This is a genomic window from Paraburkholderia unamae, assembly GCF_003096875.1.
In the GTDB taxonomy this organism is placed as follows: domain Bacteria; phylum Pseudomonadota; class Gammaproteobacteria; order Burkholderiales; family Burkholderiaceae; genus Paraburkholderia; species Paraburkholderia unamae.
Genome location: NZ_QEOB01000038.1, coordinates 1 through 19298, shown reverse-complemented (window position 1 = coordinate 19298; position 19298 = coordinate 1). Strand labels below are relative to the sequence as shown.

The following is a 19298-nucleotide window of genomic DNA, read 5'->3' as shown; positions in this document are numbered from 1 at the left end:
CGCGGCGGCGTTTCGGCCGCCACGCGTTTTACAGCTTCGCTTCGACCCAGCCCTTCACGCCTGCCAGCGCGCCCGCCAGGTTGGCCGGCTCGGTGCCGCCCGCCTGCGCCATGTCGGGACGGCCGCCGCCCTTGCCGCCCACCTGCTGGGCGACGAAGTTCACGAGTTCGCCGGCCTTGACCTTCTTGCTCGCCTCGGCGGTCACGCCCGCGATCAGGCTGACCTTGCCGCCTTCGACGGCCGCCAGCACGATCGCAGCGCTCTTGAGCTTGTCCTTGAGCTTGTCCACGGTCTCGCGCAGCGTCTTCGAGTCCGCGCCTTCGAGCGTCGCGGCGAGCACGTGCACGCCGTTCACCTCGATGGCCTGGCTCACGAGCTCGTCGCCCTGGCTCGAAGCGAGCTTCGACTTGAGCGCGCCCAGTTCCTTTTCAAGCGACTTGACCTGATCCTGCACCTGCGCGATGCGCTGCGTGAGTTCCGCCGGCTGCGTCTTGAGCGCCGCGGCGGCCGCGTTGAGGTTCGCGTCGAGGTCCTGCACGAAGCGCACGGCGTTGTCGCCCGTGATCGCTTCCACGCGGCGGATACCCGCGGCCACGCCGCCTTCCATCACGATCTTGAAGAGGCCAATGTCGCCGCTGCGCGTCACGTGCGTGCCGCCGCACAGTTCGCGCGAGAAGCCGAGGTCGAGCACGCGCACTTCGTCGCCGTACTTCTCGCCGAAGAGCGCCATCGCGCCGCCCTTCACCGCGTCGTCGTAGGACATCACGCGCACGATGCCGGGCGCGTTCGCGAGCACTTCCGCGTTGACGATCTGCTCGACGCGGCGGATTTCGTCGTCGGTCATCGGCGCGTTATGCGCGAAGTCGAAGCGGGTTTTATCCGCGTCGACGAGCGAGCCCTTCTGCTGCACGTGTGCGCCGAGCACTTCGCGCAGCGCCTTGTGCATCAAGTGCGTGGCCGAGTGGTTGCGCGCGGTGCGGGCGCGGCGGATGGCGTCGATTTCCGCCTTCACGACGTCGCCCACTTTCAGCGTGCCCTGTTCGAGCGTGCCGTGGTGGCCGCTCACATCGGCTTGAACCTTGAGCGTGTCGGCAACGGCGAAGCGGATGCTCGCGTTCGAGATCACGCCCTGGTCGCCCACCTGGCCGCCCGATTCCGCGTAGAACGGCGTGTGGTCGAGCACGACCACGGCGTCCTGGCCGGTCTTCACTTCATTGACCGACGCGCCATCCACGTAAAGCGCGACGACCTTCGCGTCGTCGAACACGATCTCTTCGTAGCCGTGGAACGTGGTCTTCGCGCCCGAGTATTCGAGGCCCTGCGCCATCTTGAACTTGCCAGCCGCGCGCGCCTGCTCGCGCTGACGCGCCATCGCTTCGTCGAATGCCGGTTCGTCGACCGTCATGTTGCGCTCACGGCACACGTCGGCCGTGAGGTCGAGCGGGAAGCCGTAGGTGTCGTGCAGCTTGAACGCCAGTTCGCCGTCGAGCGTCTTGTGGCCCTTGGCTTCGAGGTCCGCCAACTCGGCTTCGAGAATCGACATGCCGTGCTCGATGGTTTCGAAGAAGCGCTCTTCTTCTTGACGCAGCACGTCGGTCACGCGCTGCTGCGCTTCGGTGAGTTCCGGGTACGCCGCGCCCATTTCGGCGACGAGATCGGCCACCATCTTGTGGAAGAACGCGCCCTTCTTGCCGAGCTTGTAGCCGTGGCGGATCGCGCGGCGCACGATACGGCGCAGCACGTAGCCGCGGCCTTCGTTGCCGGGGATCACGCCGTCGACGATCAGGAACGAGCACGCGCGGATGTGGTCGGCAATGACCTTCAGCGAGTTGTTCTCGAGATCGCTAATGCCGGTTTCGCGCGCAGCGGCCTTGATCAGGTTCTGGAACAGGTCGATTTCGTAGTTGCTGTGCACATGCTGGAGCACGGCGGCAAGACGTTCCAGACCCATGCCCGTGTCGACGCACTGCTTGGGCAGCGGCGTCATGTTGCCCTGGGCGTCGCGGTTGAACTGCATGAACACGAGATTCCAGATCTCGATGAAGCGGTCGCCGTCTTCCTCAGGCGAACCCGGGGGGCCGCCCCAGATTTCCGGGCCGTGGTCGTAGAACACTTCCGAGCACGGGCCGCAGGGGCCGGTGTCGGCCATCTGCCAGAAGTTGTCCGACGCGTAGCGCGCGCCCTTGTTGTCGCCGATGCGGATGATGCGCTCGACCGGCACGCCGATTTCCTTCGCCCAGATGTCGAAGGCTTCGTCGTCTTCCTGGTAGACGGTGACGGTGAGCTTTTCGGCCGGCAGCGCGTAGACCTTGGTCAGCAGTTCCCAGCAGTAGTGGATCGCGTCGCGCTTGAAGTAGTCGCCGAACGAGAAGTTGCCGAGCATCTCGAAGAACGTGTGGTGACGCGCCGTGTAGCCGACGTTTTCGAGGTCGTTGTGCTTGCCGCCCGCGCGCACGCTGCGCTGCGCGGTCGTGGCGCGCGTGTACGGGCGCTTGTCGGTGCCGAGGAACACGTCCTTGAACTGCACCATGCCCGAGTTGGTGAAGAGCAGTGTCGGGTCGTTGCCCGGCACGAGGCTCGACGAGCGCACGATCGTGTGGCCCTTCGATTCGAAGAACTTGAGGAATTTCTCGCGGATGTCGGCGGCTTTCATGGCGTGCGTTGGGTCCTTCCTGGGGCGTCCGGTGCTGAATCTTTGTCGTGGTCGGGGCCCCGGCCAGTGGCGAAAACCCCGATGCTGAATCGAACGATTATACGGGATCGACGCGCCCTCGCGGCGGCACGTCCGGCGCGGTTTGCATGCGCGCGACAGCGAACAGGCAGCCCGTTCATGACCGCTTGATGTTCCGCAGTGCGGAACTTTGTACCGGAAATTGGCGCGTGACGGCCGGATCGCTTACCATTGCCAGCAACGGCCGGCGCGCCACGCGCGCTCGCACCACGCCTCAGAACGACATTGGAAGACACAGCATGGGTGCTCTCAGCCATATCCGCGTACTCGATCTCACCCGCGTCCTCGCCGGACCGTGGTGCGCACAGACCCTCGCCGACTTCGGCGCCGACGTGATCAAGGTGGAGCGCCCCGGCGCCGGCGACGACACGCGCCACTGGGGGCCTCCGTACCTCAAGTCGCCCGACGGCGCGGACACCGCGGAGGCCGCCTACTACCTCGCCGCGAACCGCAACAAGCGCTCGGTGACGGTGGACATCGCTACGCCCGAGGGGCAGCGCATCGTGCGCGAACTGGCCGCGCAAAGCGACGTTGTGCTGGAGAACTACAAGGCCGGGCAGTTGAAGAAGTACGGCCTCGACTATGCGTCGCTGCGCGAGGTGAAACCGGACCTCATCTATTGCTCGGTGACCGGCTTCGGGCAGACGGGGCCGTACGCCTCGCGCGCGGGCTACGACTTCATCGTGCAGGGCATGGGCGGCTTCATGAGCATCACCGGCGAGCGCGACGCGCTGCCGGGCGGCGGCCCGCAAAAAGCGGGCGTGGCGATCGCCGATCTCATGACCGGCATGTACTCGACGATTGCCGTGCTCACGGCGCTCGCGCACCGCGACCGCACGGGCGTGGGCCAGTACATCGACATGGCGCTGCTCGACGTGCAGGTGGCCATGCTCGCGAACATGAACTCGAACTACCTGGCGAGCGGCAATCCGCCCGTGCGCTGGGGCAACGCGCATCCGAACATCGTGCCCTATCAGGCGTTCCAGACGAGCGACAGCTGGATCATCCTCGCGGTGGGCAACGACGGGCAGTTCCGCAAGTTCGTGGAGGTGGCGGGCCGCCCCGAGCTGGCCGCCGACGAGCGCTTCGCGACCAACCCCGAGCGCGTGCGGCATCGCGACACGCTCGTGCCGATCGTGACGGACCTGATCCGCGCGCGCACCAAGGCCGACTGGATCGGCGCGCTCGAAGCCGCGGGCGTGCCGTGCGGGCCGATCAACAATCTCGCCGAGGTGTTCGAGAACGAACAGGTGATCGCGCGCGGGCTCCAGGTGGATGTGCCTCACCCTTCGGGCGGCACGGCGCGGCTCGTGGGCAACCCCATCCGCATGAGCGAGACGCCGCCGCGCGTGGCGAGCCACCCGCCCACGCTCGGCGAACATACCGATGCGGTGCTGCGCGAGGTGCTCGGGTATGGCGACGCGCAGGTGGCGGCGCTGCGCGGCAAAGGCGTGGTGTGATGCTCAGGCGGCGGCCGGGCCGCCGGGCTTCCCCATCGACATCACCCAGTCCAGCCCTTGCGGCCAGTCGTCGAGGCCGCTTTCCGCGTTGATATGACCGCGTGCGCCGATGTCGATCCAGCGGCCGCCCCACGCTTTCGCGCAGCGCTCCGAAAACCCGAGGCCGCCATACGGATCGTCGCTGCTGGCGACGACGACGCTCGCGAACGGCAACGCCGCCAGCGGCACCGGATCGAACCCGCGTGCATCGCGCGGAAATTCGGGTCCGTGCGGGTCGGGCAACGCCACCAGCAGCGCGCCCGCCACCTTCGCGCGCGTCGCGGCGCTCGCGTGGCGCGCGGCCCAGTGCGCAACCGTGAGGCACCCCAGGCTGTGCGCGGCGAGGCGCACGCCGTCCGGCGCGCGCGCCACGGCGGCCTCCAGCGTCGCGCACCATGCATCGCAATCCGGGTGCAGCCAGTCGGGCATCTGCACCCGCTCGAAGCCCGCGTGCGCGGCTTCCCAGCGGGTTTGCCAGTGTCCCGGCCCCGAGTTCATATAGCCCGGCAGCACCAGCACGCGCGTTTCGTTCGTCGTCACTTTTTCCCCTCGCTTGTTGTGGTCCGCGCGACGATCCGGCACCGGGACTAGCGTGGCGGGTCGCGTCAGGTAGAATGGAAGACACCAATGGGCGCCCGATTACGCGTTGTTTACCTTTTCCAGGGCGCCCTCGAACGACTCCCTTTTCGCATGAATACCGAACGTAAAGACGCCGACCGCACGGACGCGCCTGCGGCATCCAATTTCATCCGCAACATCATCGACGACGACAACCAGTCGGGCAAGTGGGCGCAGCGTGTCGAAACGCGCTTCCCGCCGGAACCGAACGGCTATCTGCACATCGGGCACGCCAAGAGCATCTGCCTGAACTTCGGCGTGGCCAAGCGCTATGGCGGCGTGTGCCACCTGCGCTTCGACGACACGAACCCGGAAAAGGAAAGCGTCGAGTACGTCAACTCGATCGTCGACGCGGTCACGTGGCTCGGCTTCGAGTGGAAGAAGGCCGATCAGGAATACCTCTTCTACGCAAGCGACTACTACGACAAACTCTACGAGTTCGCCGAACTGCTGATCCAGCGCGGCCGTGCCTATGTGGACAGCCAGTCGCCGGAAGAGATGCGCGCCAACCGCGGCTCGGCCACGGAAGCGGGCAAGAACTCGCCGTTCCGCGATCGCTCCGTCGAAGAAAACCTCGACCTCTTCCGCCGCATGAAGGCGGGCGAGTTCGAAGAAGGCGCGCACGTGCTGCGTGCGAAGATCGACATGGCGTCGCCGAACTTCAACATGCGCGACCCGGTGATTTACCGTATCCGCTTTGCGCATCACTACCGCACCGGCGACAAGTGGTGCGTGTATCCGATGTATGACTACACGCACTGCATCTCGGACGCGCTGGAAAACATCACGCACTCGCTGTGCACGCTCGAGTTCGAGGACCATCGCCCGCTGTACGACTGGGTGCTGAACGAACTGGCCGACGCAGGCGTATTCACGCGCCCGCTGCCGCAGCAAATCGAATTCTCGCGCCTGAACCTCACCTACGCGATCACCAGCAAGCGCAAGCTGCTGCAACTCGTGACCGAAGGCCACGTGGAAGGCTGGGACGACCCGCGCATGCCGACCATCGTCGGCGTGCGCCGCCGCGGCTTCACGCCCGAGAGCATCCAGCTGTTCTGCGAGCGCATCGGCGTGACGAAGGTCGATTCGTGGATCGACATGAGCGTGTTCGAAGGCGCGCTGCGCGACGACCTCGACGACAAGGCGCCGCGCGCGACCGCCGTGCTCGATCCGCTCAAGCTTGTCATCGACAACTATCCCGAAGGCCAGTCCGAGCCGTGCAGCGCGCCGGTGCATCCGCACCATCCCGAGCGCGGCAATCGCGCGTTCGCGTTCTCGCGCGAACTGTGGATCGAGCGCGAAGATTTCCAGGAAACGCCGCCGAAGGGCTACTTCCGTCTGTTCCCGGGCAACAAGGTGCGACTGAAGTACGGCTTCGTTGTCGAGTGCACGGGCGCGGAGAAGGACGCCGAAGGCAATATCGTCGCCGTGCATTGCAACTACTTCCCCGACAGCAAATCGGGCACCGAAGGCGCGAGCAACTACAAGGTCAAGGGCACGATCCACTGGGTCGCCGCCGACAACGCGGTGCCGGCGGAAGTGCGCATCTACGACCGCCTGTTCCGCGAAGAGCAGCCCGACGCGGGCGGCCGCGACTTCCTCGAAGCGCTCAACCCGGACTCGAAGCGCGTGGTGCAGGCGTATCTGGAACCGGGCGCGCGCGACGCCGCGCCGGAAGACCGTTATCAGTTCGAGCGCCACGGCTACTTCGTCGCCGATCGCTACGATTCGAAGCCGGGTGCACCGGTGTTCAACCGCATCGTCGGTTTGCGCGACAGCTGGGGCAAGTAAGGCACACGCTGCGCCCGCAATGCAAAAGCCCGCACGGATTCGTGCGGGCTTTTTCCATTTCTGCGGCGGCTTGCTCGCGCGGCCGGATCAAAGCGTGCGATGCAGCTCCGCGAGCGAGAGCGTCGTGTCGAACAACCGCGTGAGGCTGCGGCTCGCGTAGTGCTCGACGTCGCGCGGCGCGGTCCAGCGCCACGCATCCATTTCCGGGATCATCACGCCGTCTTCGCGGCGCGGAAAGAGCGACACGCACACGCAGCGCGACAGGTCGAGTTCGTCCGCCGACGCACGGGCGGCGAACAGATGCAGGTCCTTGTCGCGCCGGTACGCGTAACGGCCGAGATCCACGAGCCGCGACGCCATGACGTCGATGCCGGTTTCCTCGACCATCTCGCGGCGCGCGCTTTGCACTTGCGTTTCGCCGGGCTCGCCCTGCCCCTTGGGAATGTCCCAGTGATTCGTGCCGGTGGCGTGCGCGAGCAACACCCGGCCTTCAGGATCGAGCAGCACGATGCCGCACGACACGATCTTGCCGTTCACCGCGCGCTCAGTGCTGCTTCTGGAAAACCCATGCGCCTTCGCCCTTGCGGCAGAAGTGCGGGCGCAGCGTCATCGACTGGCCCTTCGCCGTGATGACGACTTCCGTGTCGCGGCAGGTCTTGTCGCCTTCCTTTTGCGTATTCGACGGCGTGATGGTCGAGTTGATACGCGTGCCGTTACGCGAGCCTTCGTTCGTCCACGTCGTGCTCTCGCCGTCGGCCTTGGTCTCGACGGCCTGGCGCACGGCGTTCTGGAGCGAGTTGTAGTCCGCCTGGTTCATGAACGACATGGGCGTGTTGTTCAGAAAGCCCAGGTTGGCGGCATGCGCACTGCCCACGCCGATCGTGATGAGCAGCGCAGCATTCAGGGCGCGCAGGGTACGAGGCAACTTGGCCATTGAGTGTTCTCCTTGGTGTGCGGTACGGCTCGGCGAAAAGCATAGCATGCGCCCTTTTTTCGCCTGCCCGGCATGGCCGTCCGTGCACCCTAAACCGCCGCCCGCTTTTTCAGATTGCTCCGATGGCGACGCCGACGCCCGATCTCTACGATCGGCCTGTCATCTGCCTACGCATCCCATCAGGAAAAGCTGACGTGACCTACTCCATCGTACTCAGGGCCCTCGCGGTCCTGCTGGTCCTCGTCTGTATCGGCTTGATGGCTTTCGTCGCGTGCTATACGCATACGCCGCCTACGTCGGTACCGCAGGCTCCCGCTCCGAGGCTCACCGCCGATTCCGCACGCGCCCCGCGCTGGCCGGACGCCACGGTGCGCATCGGCACGCTGGCCTTGCTCGCCTCGTTCGTCGTGCTCACGCTCGCCTGCCTTCGGATCGCGGGCGCCTGATGCGGGCGCCCTGGCTGCCCGCTCTGCCCGAGCCGGGCGCTCAGTGCGCGCCCGGGTGCCAGCCGTCGGTGAGCGTATCGAGGAACGCCATCACGTCCTTGATTTCCGCGTCGTTGAAAACCGGCTCGTCGCCGGGCTTCCGGTCGAACGGCGGATCGGTATTGAGATTCACCCAGTAGCGGCGCGGCAGGTCGTCGAACTTCTGCACCTTGCCCTTCACCACCGGATAAAACTCCTCCGGGTTCGTGTCGCGCCGCGCGTAGAAGCGCAGCACGTCTTCCAGCGAGTGGTAGACACCGTTGTGGAAGAACGTCTTCTTGAGCACGACGTTGCGCAGCGTCGGCGTGCGGAAAAGCCCGCAAAATTCCGCACGGTGGCCGAGGTCGGTGCGCTCCGGGCCGCATGCGCCGAGATCGTAAAAGCGCGGGTCGCGATTGACCGCGAGCGCGCGATTGCGCGGCACGCCCACGGCGATCAGACCGAAGTCGCTGAACTGCGGCGGCGAGCCGTCCTTCGCGCGCTGGCTGATGTGGCAGCTCGCGCAATTGCCCTTCTTCTCGTCGTTGAAGAGTTGCAGCCCGCGCAGTTCGGCGGCGGCGAGCGTCGCCTTGCCGGACAGATATGCGTCGTACTTGCTCGTGTACGGATAGAACACTTCCGGCGACTGCTCGAACGTCTCCAACGACTTCAGCACGGCCTTGAAGGTGGCGTCATCGTCATTGAGAACGTCCGCGCCGAACGCCTCGCGAAACGCCCCGGCGTAAGGGGCCGCGCGCACGGCCGCCGCCACCTTCTTCGGCGAGCTCGCCATTTCGAAGTTCGAAAGCAGCGGAATGCGCGCCTGGTCCGAACCGCGATCGACGCGGCCGTCCCACGTGAGGCCGCCCGTCGGGCCCGCGTCGACGCTTTCATCACCCTCGTCGTCGGAGTCGTGATAGTGCTCGGCGAACGCCGGCACCGCTTGCAGATACTTGAGCGTCGGCACCGCGCGCATGCCCTGTCGATGCATGTCCGCGCCGCCGAGCTGCACGTCGAGCGCGTTGGCCGGCGTGAACGCATGGTCGGGGCTGTGACACGACGCGCACGACATCTTGCCCGAGCCCGAGAGCGACGGATCGAAGAACATCTGCTTGCCGAGCACGGTCATGCGGCGCACCTGCGCGTAGACCTCGGCGCGCGTCTGGCCGCCTTGCGCGGGGGCGGCGATTTTCATCAGCTTCACGCCCTGCGCAGCGCGCGAATTCGACTGCACGCTGGCGTCGCGCGCACTGGCGGCGCTGCCGGATGCGCCGGCCGCAACGTCTGCGCCGGCCGCGCTTCCCGCGCCACCGTCACACGCCATCAACAACGACGACAGCGCGGCCGCCACCACAAACAACCGGCCAGGGCGGCGCGCCCCGCCCTGCCATCGAGCCTGTGTTCGCGCCGAACGGCGCGTCAATCTACGCAACATGCCTGATCCCCGAAGCTTGAATGCGACGCGTACGTGGCGTCGCGCCGCTGCGATGCGAATGCCGATGCGCGGACATTGCGCATCGAAGTCGCGAAAGCGTATGTCAGGGATGTGACGACTACATGACACGAAGTAAGACGAACGTCATGCAATTACAGGGCAAAGAAAAGCTGAATGTAATTATTTACATATGGCTGTCAAATTCCATTGCGACACTGCGGCTCGCCCGAAGGCTCGGTGTCATTCCCGCGCCGGCCTCCATGCGGGCCCCCAACGCGAGAGAGAAAAAATGATCAGCAAAAAGTGGTTCCATGCGACGCCGATCGCGGCAGCAGCCGTAGCGGCGCTGACCGTCGCGGCCTGTGGCGGCAGCGACGACAGCAAGCCCAGCCTTTCGTCGGTGAAGAACATCGTCGTGATCTATGCGGAAAACCGTAGCTTCGACAACCTGTACAGCACGTTCCCGGGTGCCAACGGCCTGCAAAACGTGAGCGCGCAAAGCGCGCAGCAGCTCAACCGCGACGGTTCCGTGCTGGCCACGCTGCCGACCGTCTGGAACGGTCTCACGCAAACGGGCGTCACGCCCGTCGTGACCGCCGCGATGACGGAGAACATGCCGAACGCACCGTTCGCCATCGACGACGCGAAGGGCTACAACGTGCCGCTCTCGGTCACGACGCGCGACCTGTACCACCGCTTCTACGAGAACCAGATGCAGATCCACGGCGGCAAGAACGACATGTTCGCCGCGTGGGCCGACTCGGGCGGCCTCGTGATGGGCCACTACACCTCGAGCGCCGAAAAGCTGCCGCTCTGGAAAATCGCCCAGCAATACACGCTCGCCGACAACTTCTTCATGGGCGCATTCGGCGGCTCGTTCCTGAACCACCAGTGGCTGATCTGCGCGTGCACGCCGCTCTACGCGAATGCGGACAAGAGCCCGGCCTCGAGCTCGATCTCGGCCGTGGACGCCGACGGTGTCTCGCTCACGCTCGCGTCGAATTCGCCGAAGTCGGCGCTCGACGGCATTCCGAAGTTCGTGAAATCGGGCAACCTCACGCCGGACTTCTACGCGGTCAACACGATGCAGCCGCCGTACCAGCCGAGCGGCAACGCGGCGGCATCGGGCGGCGACAAGAACCTGGCCGACCCGTCGAACGCAACCACGCTGCCGGCGCAAACGACGCAGAACATCGGCGACCTGCTCTCGAACTCGGGCATCACATGGGCGTGGTACGGCGGCGCCTGGGGCGCGGCCTCGAGCGCAGCGCAGAACGGCACGTCGGGCGTGATCTACGGCGCGAACATGACGGCGCCGAACTTCCAGCCGCACCATCAACCGTTCAACTACTTCGCGAACTACGCACCAGGCACCGACGCACGTGCGAAGCACCTGCTCGACGGCGGCATGGACGGCACGGAGTTCATCAAGGCCATCGACGCGGGCACGCTGCCCGCGGTCGCGTTCTACAAGCCGCAGGGCAACCTGAACGAGCACGCGGGCTACACCGACGTGGCGAGCGGCGACCAGCACATTGCCGACGTCATCGCGCATCTGCAAAAGAGCCCGCAGTGGAACAACATGGTCGTGGTCGTCACGTATGACGAAAACGGCGGCTTCTGGGATCACGTCGCGCCGCCGAAGGGCGACCGCTGGGGTCCGGGCTCGCGCATTCCGGCGCTGATCATCTCGCCGTTCGCGAAGAAGGGCTACGTCGATCATACGCAGTACGACACGACCTCGATCCTGCGCCTCATCACGCGCCGCTACTCGCTGCCCACCCTGCCGGGCCTCGCGAACCGCGACGCCGCGCTCAAGAGCAACGGCGCCCAGTCGATGGGTGACCTGACCAACGCACTCGATATCAAGCTTTAAGCGTAATCGACCATCGATCACCGGATGCTTTCGATCCGGTTTGACGGGCAGCCTGCGGGCTGCCCGTTTTTTTGCCACGGAACCCCGACGAGCGATTGCGACGTTTGACCACGGACCTCACGCGCAGGCATGCACTACCTTACAAGTAGCTGTCTGCACAAGTATTGACGGAGGTCATTGTGAAATACGTGGAATCGACTCTCCTCCCCGGCGAACGGATCGTCTGCGAGGGACACCCGAGCTTTTGGGCAATGGGGCCCCGAATCACATTGAGCCTCTTGCTGATGATCTGGGGCGTGATCATCGGCACCATGGGGACGTCGCCGATTTCGGCCGTGGTGTTTTTTGTCGCAGGCCTGCTGCTGTTCGGCGCCTCGCTGCTCGCGTGGTGGACGACGGAACTCGCGCTGACGAACAAGCGGCTCGTCGCGAATTTCGGGCTGATCCGGCGCCGCGCTGTGGAGTTGCCGCTCGGGCGGATCACGTCCCTGAAGATCGAGCACAGCGTAGTGGGACGGATCCTCGACTATGGCTCGATTGTCGTTGCGGGGGCGGAGGCGCCGGCGGTGACGATTCCCGGGATCTCGGGTCCGGTCGAATTTCGACGCTTGGTGCTGCTCGCGCAGGCGGCTGAAGAGCCGGTGGCGTTGAGGCTGGTGGCGTGAGGGGGCGCCTCTTGTGCGAGTCTTGCGGGCCGTTATACTCGTCGCCGCCCTTTGACCTGAAACAAGCGCATGAAAGAAGACATTCTCGTACTCGGGGACTCTCACGTCCTCGTGTTCAGCTGTGAGCATATGGCTCAAGCATTCCCGGATCATCACTTCGATGTCGTCAATGTACCGGGCGCGACGGTGTCGGGATTGCCGAACCCGAATGCAGTAACAGCGGCAAAGCAGAAGTTTGATGAAGCCATCGCCAGTACGAAGGCCCGCAAGGTCGTCGTCATGATCGGCGAGGTCGATACAGGATTCGTGATCTGGTATCGGGCGCAGAAGTACGGCGCGTCAGTCGATGAAATGGTCGAGCTTGCCCTCACCCACTATCAGCAGCTTTTGCTCGAACTACGCGAGCGATTCGACGTTGCCTGTGTCAGCACGCCGCTGCCTACGATCCGGGACGGCGCCGACTGGGGCGAAGTCGCGAACCGGCGTAGGGAGGTGAGCGCAACGCAAAGCGAGCGCACCGAGCTGACGCTGACATTCAACAGTGCCATGCAGGCGTTCTGCGCCAGCAACGGCATCGCGTATGTGATGCTCGATGAGGACTCGCTGGGCGATAACGGGGTCGTAAAAGACTCGCTGCTGAATGCTGATCCTCGGGACCACCATTACGACGCGCAAGAACACGCGAGGATGATTGCGCCGCTGCTGCAACCGTGGGCCGCGCGCGGGCGTTGAGTCTTTGGTGCGGGGCAGGTTCGGTGGTGTGCGCTGCGGCGGTTGTGGTCGGACGCCTGGGCGATGGGGTCCGTGTGCCCCCGGCGCGGCCCCGCGTAGGCGCGAAGCCCGGAATGTGGCGCGACAGGAGGGGCTCGAACCCCCGACCCTCGGCTTAGAAGGCCGATGCTCTATCCAGCTGAGCTACTGTCGCGTAGCCATGCGCGAGACCGCATGAGGGCCTCGCGAAGACGGGGCTGGATTATACCGCGATCGCCCCGCTCGGTCGCGCCCTGCTCCTTGCGCGTGACGAAGCCAGTCAGGAGCAGGAACGCTGACGCCGGATCAAACCGGCTGCTGATGCAGCACAAACCAGCCAAGGAACACCGCGCCGGCAATTACGCAGTACAGGCCGAACGAAGCGAGGCGCCCGCGCCCTTCGAAATAGCGCATCAGGAACTTCACGCTGAGCCATGCGGCGATACCGGTGAGCACGCCGCCAACCAGGGCGGTCATGAGCTGGTCGCGCGCGTGGAAGAGCTTCGGCAGTTCGAGCACGCCGGCCGCGAAGATGATCGGCGTGCCGAGCAAGAACGAGAACTCAGCGGCTTTTTCCGCGGTGAGGCCCGCTGCATTGCCGGCGATCATCGTCAGGCCGCTGCGCGAGAAACCCGGAACAAGTGCGCCGATCTGCGCAAGGCCGACGAAGAACGCCTGGCGGAACGTGAGCTTCTCGGGCGGGCGATGCGCGCGCGAGCGCTGGAGGCGGTCGCCGAACCACAGCAGCACGCCATTGATCATCAACGCCGCAGCGACGATGCGCAGATCGTGAAAGATGACTTCGATGCGCTTTTCGAACACGAGGCCAACGATACCCGTCGGAATCGTCCCGATGATGAGCGCCCACATCATGTGGCCATCATCGTTTTTGCGGCCGGCCAGCGAGCTGAAGAAGCCGCTGATCAGCGCGACCCAGCGCTCGCGGAAATACCAGAGCAGCGCGACCGCGGTCCCCAGGTGCAACGCAACGAGGAACGGCAGCAACTGCGGCGCGTGCTTGTCGATGTGCATGCCGAACACGGCCGGCACAAGCAACGTGTGGCCGAGACTGCTCACGGGGAAGAGTTCGGTGACACCTTGCAACACGCTCAGGAAGAATAGAAACCAGAGACTCACGCGCGGATCCTCGTAATGATGGTGTAAGGGGCCGGACCGTCGCGGAGTCGGTGCGGCAAAGCGCACCGATTATGCCTGGCACGAATTGCAGCGCCAAGCTTCGGGAGTCATTTGTCGGAAAAGTTACTGCGTCGCAACAAAATTGTCTGCGAATGACTAGAACCTGACGCGAGCGCGCCTGTCGGCGCTCGTCGGTGGAGACGTGATGCGGGACGCAATCGTGAGCGGTCAGCGCGCCATCTTGTAGAAAAAATACGCGCTGCTGCCGACAAAGAGGCTGAACAGCGCCATGCTCATTGCCATTGCGAGGTCCATGGACGTCTCCTGCGAAAATGCTCTGTGCGCTAGCGCACGGTCATGCGAATTATGCGGATTCCCGCCCTTGAACAAAACTCACGCTTTCCCGACGAGGGTTTCCACGCATGCGAAAGCGGCGCACAATCCGCCTGCCTGGCGCACGCGCGCCGCATCCTTTCCACCGACTTCAGGCTTGCCCATGAACGCTCATCCGCAGCAGGACATCCTCACTCTTTCCCGTGGCGCCTCCACCCTGCGCTTCGCGCCGTGGGCCGGTGGACGCTTGCTCTCGTGGGACATCGCCGGGCAACCGGTCATCGTGTGGCCGGACAATGCGAACTGGGGCCAGCCGGCGCGCGTGCGCGGCGGCAACCCGCTGCTCTTCCCGTTCCTCGGGCGCCATCGCGTGGACGGTCAGATCGGACGCTGGCGCGACGCCCAGGGCGTGGTGCGCGATCTGCCGATGCACGGCTTCGCGCGCGACCTGCCGTTCGCCGCGCAAGTGGACGACGACGGGCACGGGCTGCGCATGACGCTGGTCGACTCCGATGCCACGCGCACCGGCTATCCGTTCGCCTTTCGTTTCGAAGCGGTCTACCGGCTGGCCGACGCGCACACGCTCGACGTGTCACTGAGCGTGACCAATACCGGCTCGACGCCGCTTCCCTGGTACGCAGGTCACCACTTCTATTTCGCGTTGCCTCACGCACAGCGCGCGCAGACCACGCTAGATATGCCGTCCGGACAGCGCCGCTATCAACTCGCGGACGGTTCGATCAGCGCGCCCGAACCCGGCGCCGCTCAATATCGGCTCGACGACGCGAGCATCATCGACCGCTTCCATGTGCTCGAACCGACACCGCCCGCCTCTCTCGTGCAACTCGTGGCGCCTGGACTCGGCCGGCGCGTGACGATCGATCTCGACCGGCCCGGCTCGCTGCCCTGGTATGCCGTCACGACATGGACGGAAGCCGACGACTCGGACTTCTACTGCGTCGAGCCCTGGCTCGGGCTGCCCGACGCGATTCACAACGGTCTGGGTCTGCGTTCGCTCGCGGCGGGACACACCGAAACGGCGACGTTGCTCATCGGCGTCGAAACGCTCGCCAGCTAAGCGCGTTTGCCGGACGCTACGCCGGGCTGCATCCGTATCTTCACCCGGTTGCGTCAGGCATTTGTCAGGCGAAATTCCAGCTACGCCGGCAAACCCGCTAAAATCGGGCGTTTTGCCAGCGCGGCGGCCATCGGTCAGCCGCAAGGCAGCGTCATGCGAGGTTCAATGTTGGCATCAGGAATCAGACGGATCGCATGTGCGGCGCTCGTCGCGCTGCTCGCCGCGTGTGGATCGGCGCCGGTCGGACCCGGCTATTACCGCGTGGAACGCGGCGACACCGTTTTTAAGATCGCACGCAACAATCGCCAGTCCGTGCAAAACATCGTGCGCTGGAACAATCTGTCGAACCCCGATGCGATCGAAGTCGGACAGGTCCTGCGCGTCGAACCGCCCGCGGGCACGGCAAGCGTGCGCACCAGTCCCACGCCGCGCACGGGCGCGTCCGCGTCCGCCGCGCGCGATAACGCAGACGCTACCGATGCTTCGGCAGGATCGTCGGCCGCCGCTGCACCGTCGATCTCGCTCGTCTGGCCGACCAGCGGCCAGGTCATCCGCAATTTCGACGGGCGCGATTCGAAGGGCATCGACATCACCAACGCGGCAGGCACGCCGATCGTCGCGGCTGCGCCGGGCACCGTGGTTTATGCCGGCAATGGTCTGCGTGGTTATGGCAATTTGCTGATCATCAAGCATAGCGGTGAGTACCTGACGGCCTACGCGCACAATCAAACGCTGCTCGTGAAGGAAGGTCAGAGCGTCGAGCAAGGGCAAAAAATCGCGGAGATGGGCAGCTCCGACAATGATCGCGTGATGCTGCACTTCGAGCTGCGCTACCAGGGACGCTCGATCGATCCGACGCGCCAACTGCCCGCTCGCTAAACGCTGCCGTTCCACCTTTGCACCGCCATTCGACAGACGAAAAAAAAGCCCGGCATAGAGCCGGGCTAACGGGGGTTTGGCGCATATCGGCAAAGGACCGGTTTACCATGCGCCGAATCGCAATCTATCAATCGGCTTCTTGCGGCGCAATCACTTAATTACGCCGAAAATGTGCTACGGCGCACGGATTATGTGTCGCATCACTTTTCAACGACGAATCGGGAAGCGGGACTGACCTCCGATACGCATAAAAGCCCTTGCCGCGACGAGGCTCCCCGGCCTTGTGACGGGTAGTGGAAACGCTTTCTGGGCGGGGCTTTCCGGTCGCTTAGACTTGCCTTACAGCGGCGTCTATGCCGACGCCTTTTGCCTCTTTAAAGCGCCGCTCTTTAGGTATTTTCCAGCTCGCCGTCTTTAGTGGGCGAGCGCACGTAACGGCGCATTAATTCGAGTGGGTGTACGTTTTTGATACACCAATTCGCAATTCGCTTAGATCAGACATTTGATTCTTTAAATCAGTCTTTTTGTCTGTATTTTGGCGGCTCGAACCTGGTTATCGGTCATTAACCTGATTAATGGCCTGGTCAGGGTGTGGTACGCCGCTCATCATCGCGCCCTGCCGTCGCATGGCGCGCTATCGTTTATAGTATCGGCCGCAACAAGTTCCCATCACATCATGACTACCGAAGACGCCAATCCCAGTCCGCTTTACGCCAAGCTGCTCGGCGAAACCGCCAAGATCGACTGGCAGGATCTCGAACGCTTCTTCGCGCAAGGCAAGCTGCTGCGCGTGGCGCGTGACCTCGATCTCGTCAGCGTGGCCGAAGCCATCGCCAACGACGACGGGACCGCCGTGACCCAATGGCTGTCTGCGGGTCTCGTCGAACGCATGCAAGCGGAAACCGCAGCCGACTTCGCAGCGCGCAAACCGGAGCTGTGGGCCGTCGTCGTCTCGCCGTGGGTTTGCGTGCAGGAACGCGCTTGAGCGGCGCCGAGGCCCTGCCCGACCAGCGAGGCTGGCATCGGCGCGTGCTGACGCTCGCGTTTCCGATTGTCCTGGCCAATCTGACTCAACCGATACTTGGCGCCGTCGACACCGCGGTGGCAGGCCACCTCGGCAGCGCCGCCGACCTTGGCGGCGTTGCGTTGGGCGGCCTCTTTTTCAACTTCGTGTTCTGGGGCTTCGGCTTCCTGCGCATGGGGACGACCGGGCTCGTCGCCCAGTCGTTCGGCGCACGTGATTTTTCCGCCTTACGCGCCAATGTCGTGCGTGCGCTGCTGCTCGCGTTCGCGATCGGCGCGGCAATCCTCCTGATTCAGTCGCCGTTGATCCGCTATGCGCTCGACGGCATAGGCGGCAGCGCGAAAGTGCAGCACAACGCGAGCGTTTACTGCCAGGCGCGCATCGGCTCCGCTCCGTTTGCTTTGGCCAACTATGTCGTGCTGGGCTATCTGCTCGGCACCCAGCGCGTGCGCATTGCACTGGCTTCGCAGATCTTCATCAACTTGTCGAACGTCGTTGCCGTGCTCGCCTACGTCTACGGACTGCATTGGGGCATCGCCGGCATTGGCGCGGCGACGGCCACCGCCGATACACTCGGCTTCGTGTTTGGTGCGTGCGTGCTGTGGAAACTGCGCCCTCGCGGGCTTGCGCCGCTCGCGCTGCGTACCGTGCTGGAGCCCGCGGCGCTCAAGCGGCTTGTCGCCATCAATCGCGATATCTTTCTGCGCACCCTTTGCTTGCTGGGCTCGTTTGGCTGGTTCGCCCGCCTCGGCGCCAAACAGGGGGACGCCATCCTCGCCGCCAACGCCCTCCTCCTCAACTTCCAGACCTTCATGGCGTATGGGCTCGACGGCTTCGCACATGCAGCCGAAGCGCTGGTTGGCGCGGCGATCGGCGCGGGGAACCGCAACGCCTTTCGTCAGGCAGTGAAGATAAACCTGCTCTGGTCGGCGCTGGGCGCGTTGGGCTTTTCCGCGATCTATTGGGTCTGCGGTCCCTGGATCATCGAACAACTCACCGACCAGCAGTCAGTGCGCGTTGCGGCGCAAACCTTCTTGCCGTGGACAGCGCTTTCGCCGCTCGTTTCCGTCTGGGGCTTTTTGCTCGACGGCGTTTTCATCGGAGCGACGCGCACGCGCGAGCTGATGCAGGCGATGGTGGTATCGCTGGCCGTGTTTCTTTGTGCGTCGTGGGCGCTGGTCGGCCCATTCGGCAATCACGGTCTCTGGGTTGCGCTGCTCATCTTCATGGCCGCGCGCGGCCTGACGCTTTCACCGCTGCTGCCTCGCGTCAGCGGCGCGATCGGCCCCGCCTCCTCCGCGACGCTGCGCTAAACGCGCGGCTTCGCGCCGCCCCGCGTTCATTGCGCCGGCGGCGGATTCTCGATCATCACCGGCGGCCTGTCGTCGGTTGGCACGCCGTGATAATCGGGCGGGTCCTGTGGCGGCGTGCCGTGGTGGCGGGACGTCGAGTTGTCGGCGCATGCCGCAAGCATGATGGTCATGACAAGGGCCAGATAAACACGGTGCATCGGCTCAAATCCTTCCTGAACGGTTATCCGATCACGGCTCGCAATATGTGGCGGCGTGGCTGCATTGGCTATTTTTTCCGTTGCAACACTGTTCTAAGATACGAGCATGGCTGCAACCAACGGAGGCTGCCATGGATGCCGAAACGATTGCGGGTCTGATTGGTCTTGCTGTGGGTCTGCTGGTGCTGCTTGGGCTATCGATTTTCGAATCGCGCGCCTACCGGAAGGAGCACGACGGCGAAGGCATGATGCATCACTGGCTGGCCGAGCATCATGTGCTCGACCGGGTTCGTCGCAGACACTGAACCCAGCGGTGCGCGCGCTTTGCGTACGCGCCAGTTGCCTGAGTCTCCACGCGACTAGCGAAAATTAGTCGAGGGAGGCTTTTGCTTTGCCCGAAGGCAGCTCCTTCTTTTTCCCGCGCCCAAACGCCAGAACCCCGGTTCTCTTTCGGAGACACCGGGGTTCTGGACTTTACTGCATAAGGAGCCTGACGATTACCTACTTTCACACGGGCAATCCGCACTATCATCGGCGTGGAGTTGTTTCACGGTCCTGTTCGGGATGGGAAGGG

At 64.5% G+C, this 19298-nt stretch carries 18 protein-coding genes and 1 tRNA gene; 11 read left to right on the top strand and 8 right to left on the bottom strand.

All coding sequences use genetic code 11. The features are described from left to right. Positions 1 to 28: 28 nt before the first annotated feature. Positions 29 to 2653 (bottom strand): alanine--tRNA ligase, encoded by a 2625-nt coding sequence (gene alaS / locus C7402_RS42470; protein WP_116614809.1) that lies wholly within the window; start codon positions 2651 to 2653, stop codon positions 29 to 31. A gap of 317 nt (positions 2654 to 2970) precedes the next feature. Here alaS and C7402_RS42465 point away from each other — a divergent pair, with 317 nt between their 5' ends. After that, a complete protein-coding gene (locus C7402_RS42465; protein ID WP_116614808.1) occupies positions 2971 to 4191 on the top strand; it encodes a CaiB/BaiF CoA transferase family protein in 1221 nt (406 codons plus the stop codon). Between the two features lie 3 nt (positions 4192 to 4194). Here the strand turns inward: C7402_RS42465 and C7402_RS42460 are convergent, their stop codons facing one another. Then, positions 4195 to 4770 (bottom strand): RBBP9/YdeN family alpha/beta hydrolase, encoded by a 576-nt coding sequence (locus C7402_RS42460; protein ID WP_116614807.1) that lies wholly within the window; start codon positions 4768 to 4770, stop codon positions 4195 to 4197. Between the two features lie 150 nt (positions 4771 to 4920). On the opposite strand from C7402_RS42460, the gene C7402_RS42455 reads away from it, so the two are divergent. Continuing rightward, on the top strand, positions 4921 to 6639 hold the full coding sequence (locus tag C7402_RS42455; protein WP_112177721.1) for a glutamine--tRNA ligase/YqeY domain fusion protein: 1719 nt from the start codon (positions 4921 to 4923) through the stop codon (positions 6637 to 6639). Between the two features lie 87 nt (positions 6640 to 6726). On the opposite strand, the gene C7402_RS42450 is transcribed toward C7402_RS42455, so the two are convergent. Then, the gene (locus tag C7402_RS42450; protein WP_112177722.1) at positions 6727 to 7176 is read right to left on the bottom strand and encodes an NUDIX domain-containing protein; all 450 of its coding nucleotides are present in this window, start codon (positions 7174 to 7176) and stop codon (positions 6727 to 6729) included. A gap of 7 nt (positions 7177 to 7183) precedes the next feature. Then, positions 7184 to 7573: a hypothetical protein gene (locus tag C7402_RS42445; RefSeq protein ID WP_112177723.1), complete on the bottom strand. Its 390-nt coding sequence runs from the start codon at positions 7571 to 7573 to the stop codon at positions 7184 to 7186. 194 nt (positions 7574 to 7767) lie between these two features. Here C7402_RS42445 and C7402_RS42440 point away from each other — a divergent pair, with 194 nt between their 5' ends. After that, a complete protein-coding gene (locus C7402_RS42440; RefSeq protein WP_112177724.1) occupies positions 7768 to 8019 on the top strand; it encodes a hypothetical protein in 252 nt (83 codons plus the stop codon). 40 nt (positions 8020 to 8059) lie between these two features. On the opposite strand, the gene C7402_RS42435 is transcribed toward C7402_RS42440, so the two are convergent. Then, a complete protein-coding gene (locus tag C7402_RS42435; RefSeq protein ID WP_116614806.1) occupies positions 8060 to 9472 on the bottom strand; it encodes a cytochrome-c peroxidase in 1413 nt (470 codons plus the stop codon). Between the two features lie 289 nt (positions 9473 to 9761). On the opposite strand from C7402_RS42435, the gene C7402_RS42430 reads away from it, so the two are divergent. The 3 genes from C7402_RS42430 to C7402_RS42420 all read left to right on the top strand — a co-directional run bounded on the left by C7402_RS42430 (position 9762) and on the right by C7402_RS42420 (position 12745). Next, complete coding sequence (locus tag C7402_RS42430; protein ID WP_208949088.1) at positions 9762 to 11348, top strand: acid phosphatase; 1587 nt, start codon at positions 9762 to 9764, stop codon at positions 11346 to 11348. Between the two features lie 269 nt (positions 11349 to 11617). After that, positions 11618 to 12013: a PH domain-containing protein gene (locus C7402_RS42425; RefSeq protein ID WP_165842120.1), complete on the top strand. Its 396-nt coding sequence runs from the start codon at positions 11618 to 11620 to the stop codon at positions 12011 to 12013. A 69-nt stretch (positions 12014 to 12082) separates the two neighbouring features. Continuing rightward, the gene (locus C7402_RS42420) at positions 12083 to 12745 is read left to right on the top strand and encodes an SGNH/GDSL hydrolase family protein (RefSeq protein ID WP_116614804.1); all 663 of its coding nucleotides are present in this window, start codon (positions 12083 to 12085) and stop codon (positions 12743 to 12745) included. 116 nt (positions 12746 to 12861) lie between these two features. On the opposite strand, the gene C7402_RS42415 is transcribed toward C7402_RS42420, so the two are convergent. Together C7402_RS42415 and C7402_RS42410 are read right to left on the bottom strand one after the other, a co-directional pair. Then, positions 12862 to 12938 (bottom strand) — tRNA-Arg (locus tag C7402_RS42415). Positions 12939 to 13069: 131 nt separating this feature from the next. Continuing rightward, complete coding sequence (locus C7402_RS42410) at positions 13070 to 13900, bottom strand: undecaprenyl-diphosphate phosphatase (protein WP_112177728.1); 831 nt, start codon at positions 13898 to 13900, stop codon at positions 13070 to 13072. 496 nt (positions 13901 to 14396) lie between these two features. Between C7402_RS42410 and C7402_RS42405 the strand changes: the two genes are divergently transcribed. From C7402_RS42405 to C7402_RS42390, 4 genes are all read left to right on the top strand, one after another. Then, positions 14397 to 15311 carry an aldose epimerase family protein gene (locus C7402_RS42405; RefSeq protein WP_116614803.1) on the top strand — a complete coding sequence of 305 codons (915 nt, stop codon included), beginning with the start codon at positions 14397 to 14399 and terminating at the stop codon, positions 15309 to 15311. A gap of 165 nt (positions 15312 to 15476) precedes the next feature. Then, entirely contained in the window at positions 15477 to 16190 is a 714-nt protein-coding gene (locus tag C7402_RS42400) for a peptidoglycan DD-metalloendopeptidase family protein (protein ID WP_112177730.1), read from the top strand. 676 nt (positions 16191 to 16866) lie between these two features. After that, positions 16867 to 17175, top strand: a complete 309-nt coding sequence (locus tag C7402_RS47915) for a DUF2288 domain-containing protein (RefSeq protein ID WP_112177731.1) — start codon at positions 16867 to 16869, stop codon at positions 17173 to 17175. Continuing rightward, the gene (locus C7402_RS42390; protein ID WP_244315071.1) at positions 17172 to 18527 is read left to right on the top strand and encodes an MATE family efflux transporter; all 1356 of its coding nucleotides are present in this window, start codon (positions 17172 to 17174) and stop codon (positions 18525 to 18527) included. Before C7402_RS47915 ends, C7402_RS42390 begins: the two co-directional genes overlap by 4 nt. A gap of 26 nt (positions 18528 to 18553) precedes the next feature. Here the strand turns inward: C7402_RS42390 and C7402_RS47260 are convergent, their stop codons facing one another. Beyond that, positions 18554 to 18697, bottom strand: a complete 144-nt coding sequence (locus C7402_RS47260; protein ID WP_165842119.1) for a hypothetical protein — start codon at positions 18695 to 18697, stop codon at positions 18554 to 18556. A 158-nt stretch (positions 18698 to 18855) separates the two neighbouring features. Between C7402_RS47260 and C7402_RS47255 the strand changes: the two genes are divergently transcribed. Beyond that, positions 18856 to 19029: a hypothetical protein gene (locus C7402_RS47255; protein ID WP_165822956.1), complete on the top strand. Its 174-nt coding sequence runs from the start codon at positions 18856 to 18858 to the stop codon at positions 19027 to 19029. The last annotated feature ends 269 nt before the right edge of the window (positions 19030 to 19298 follow it).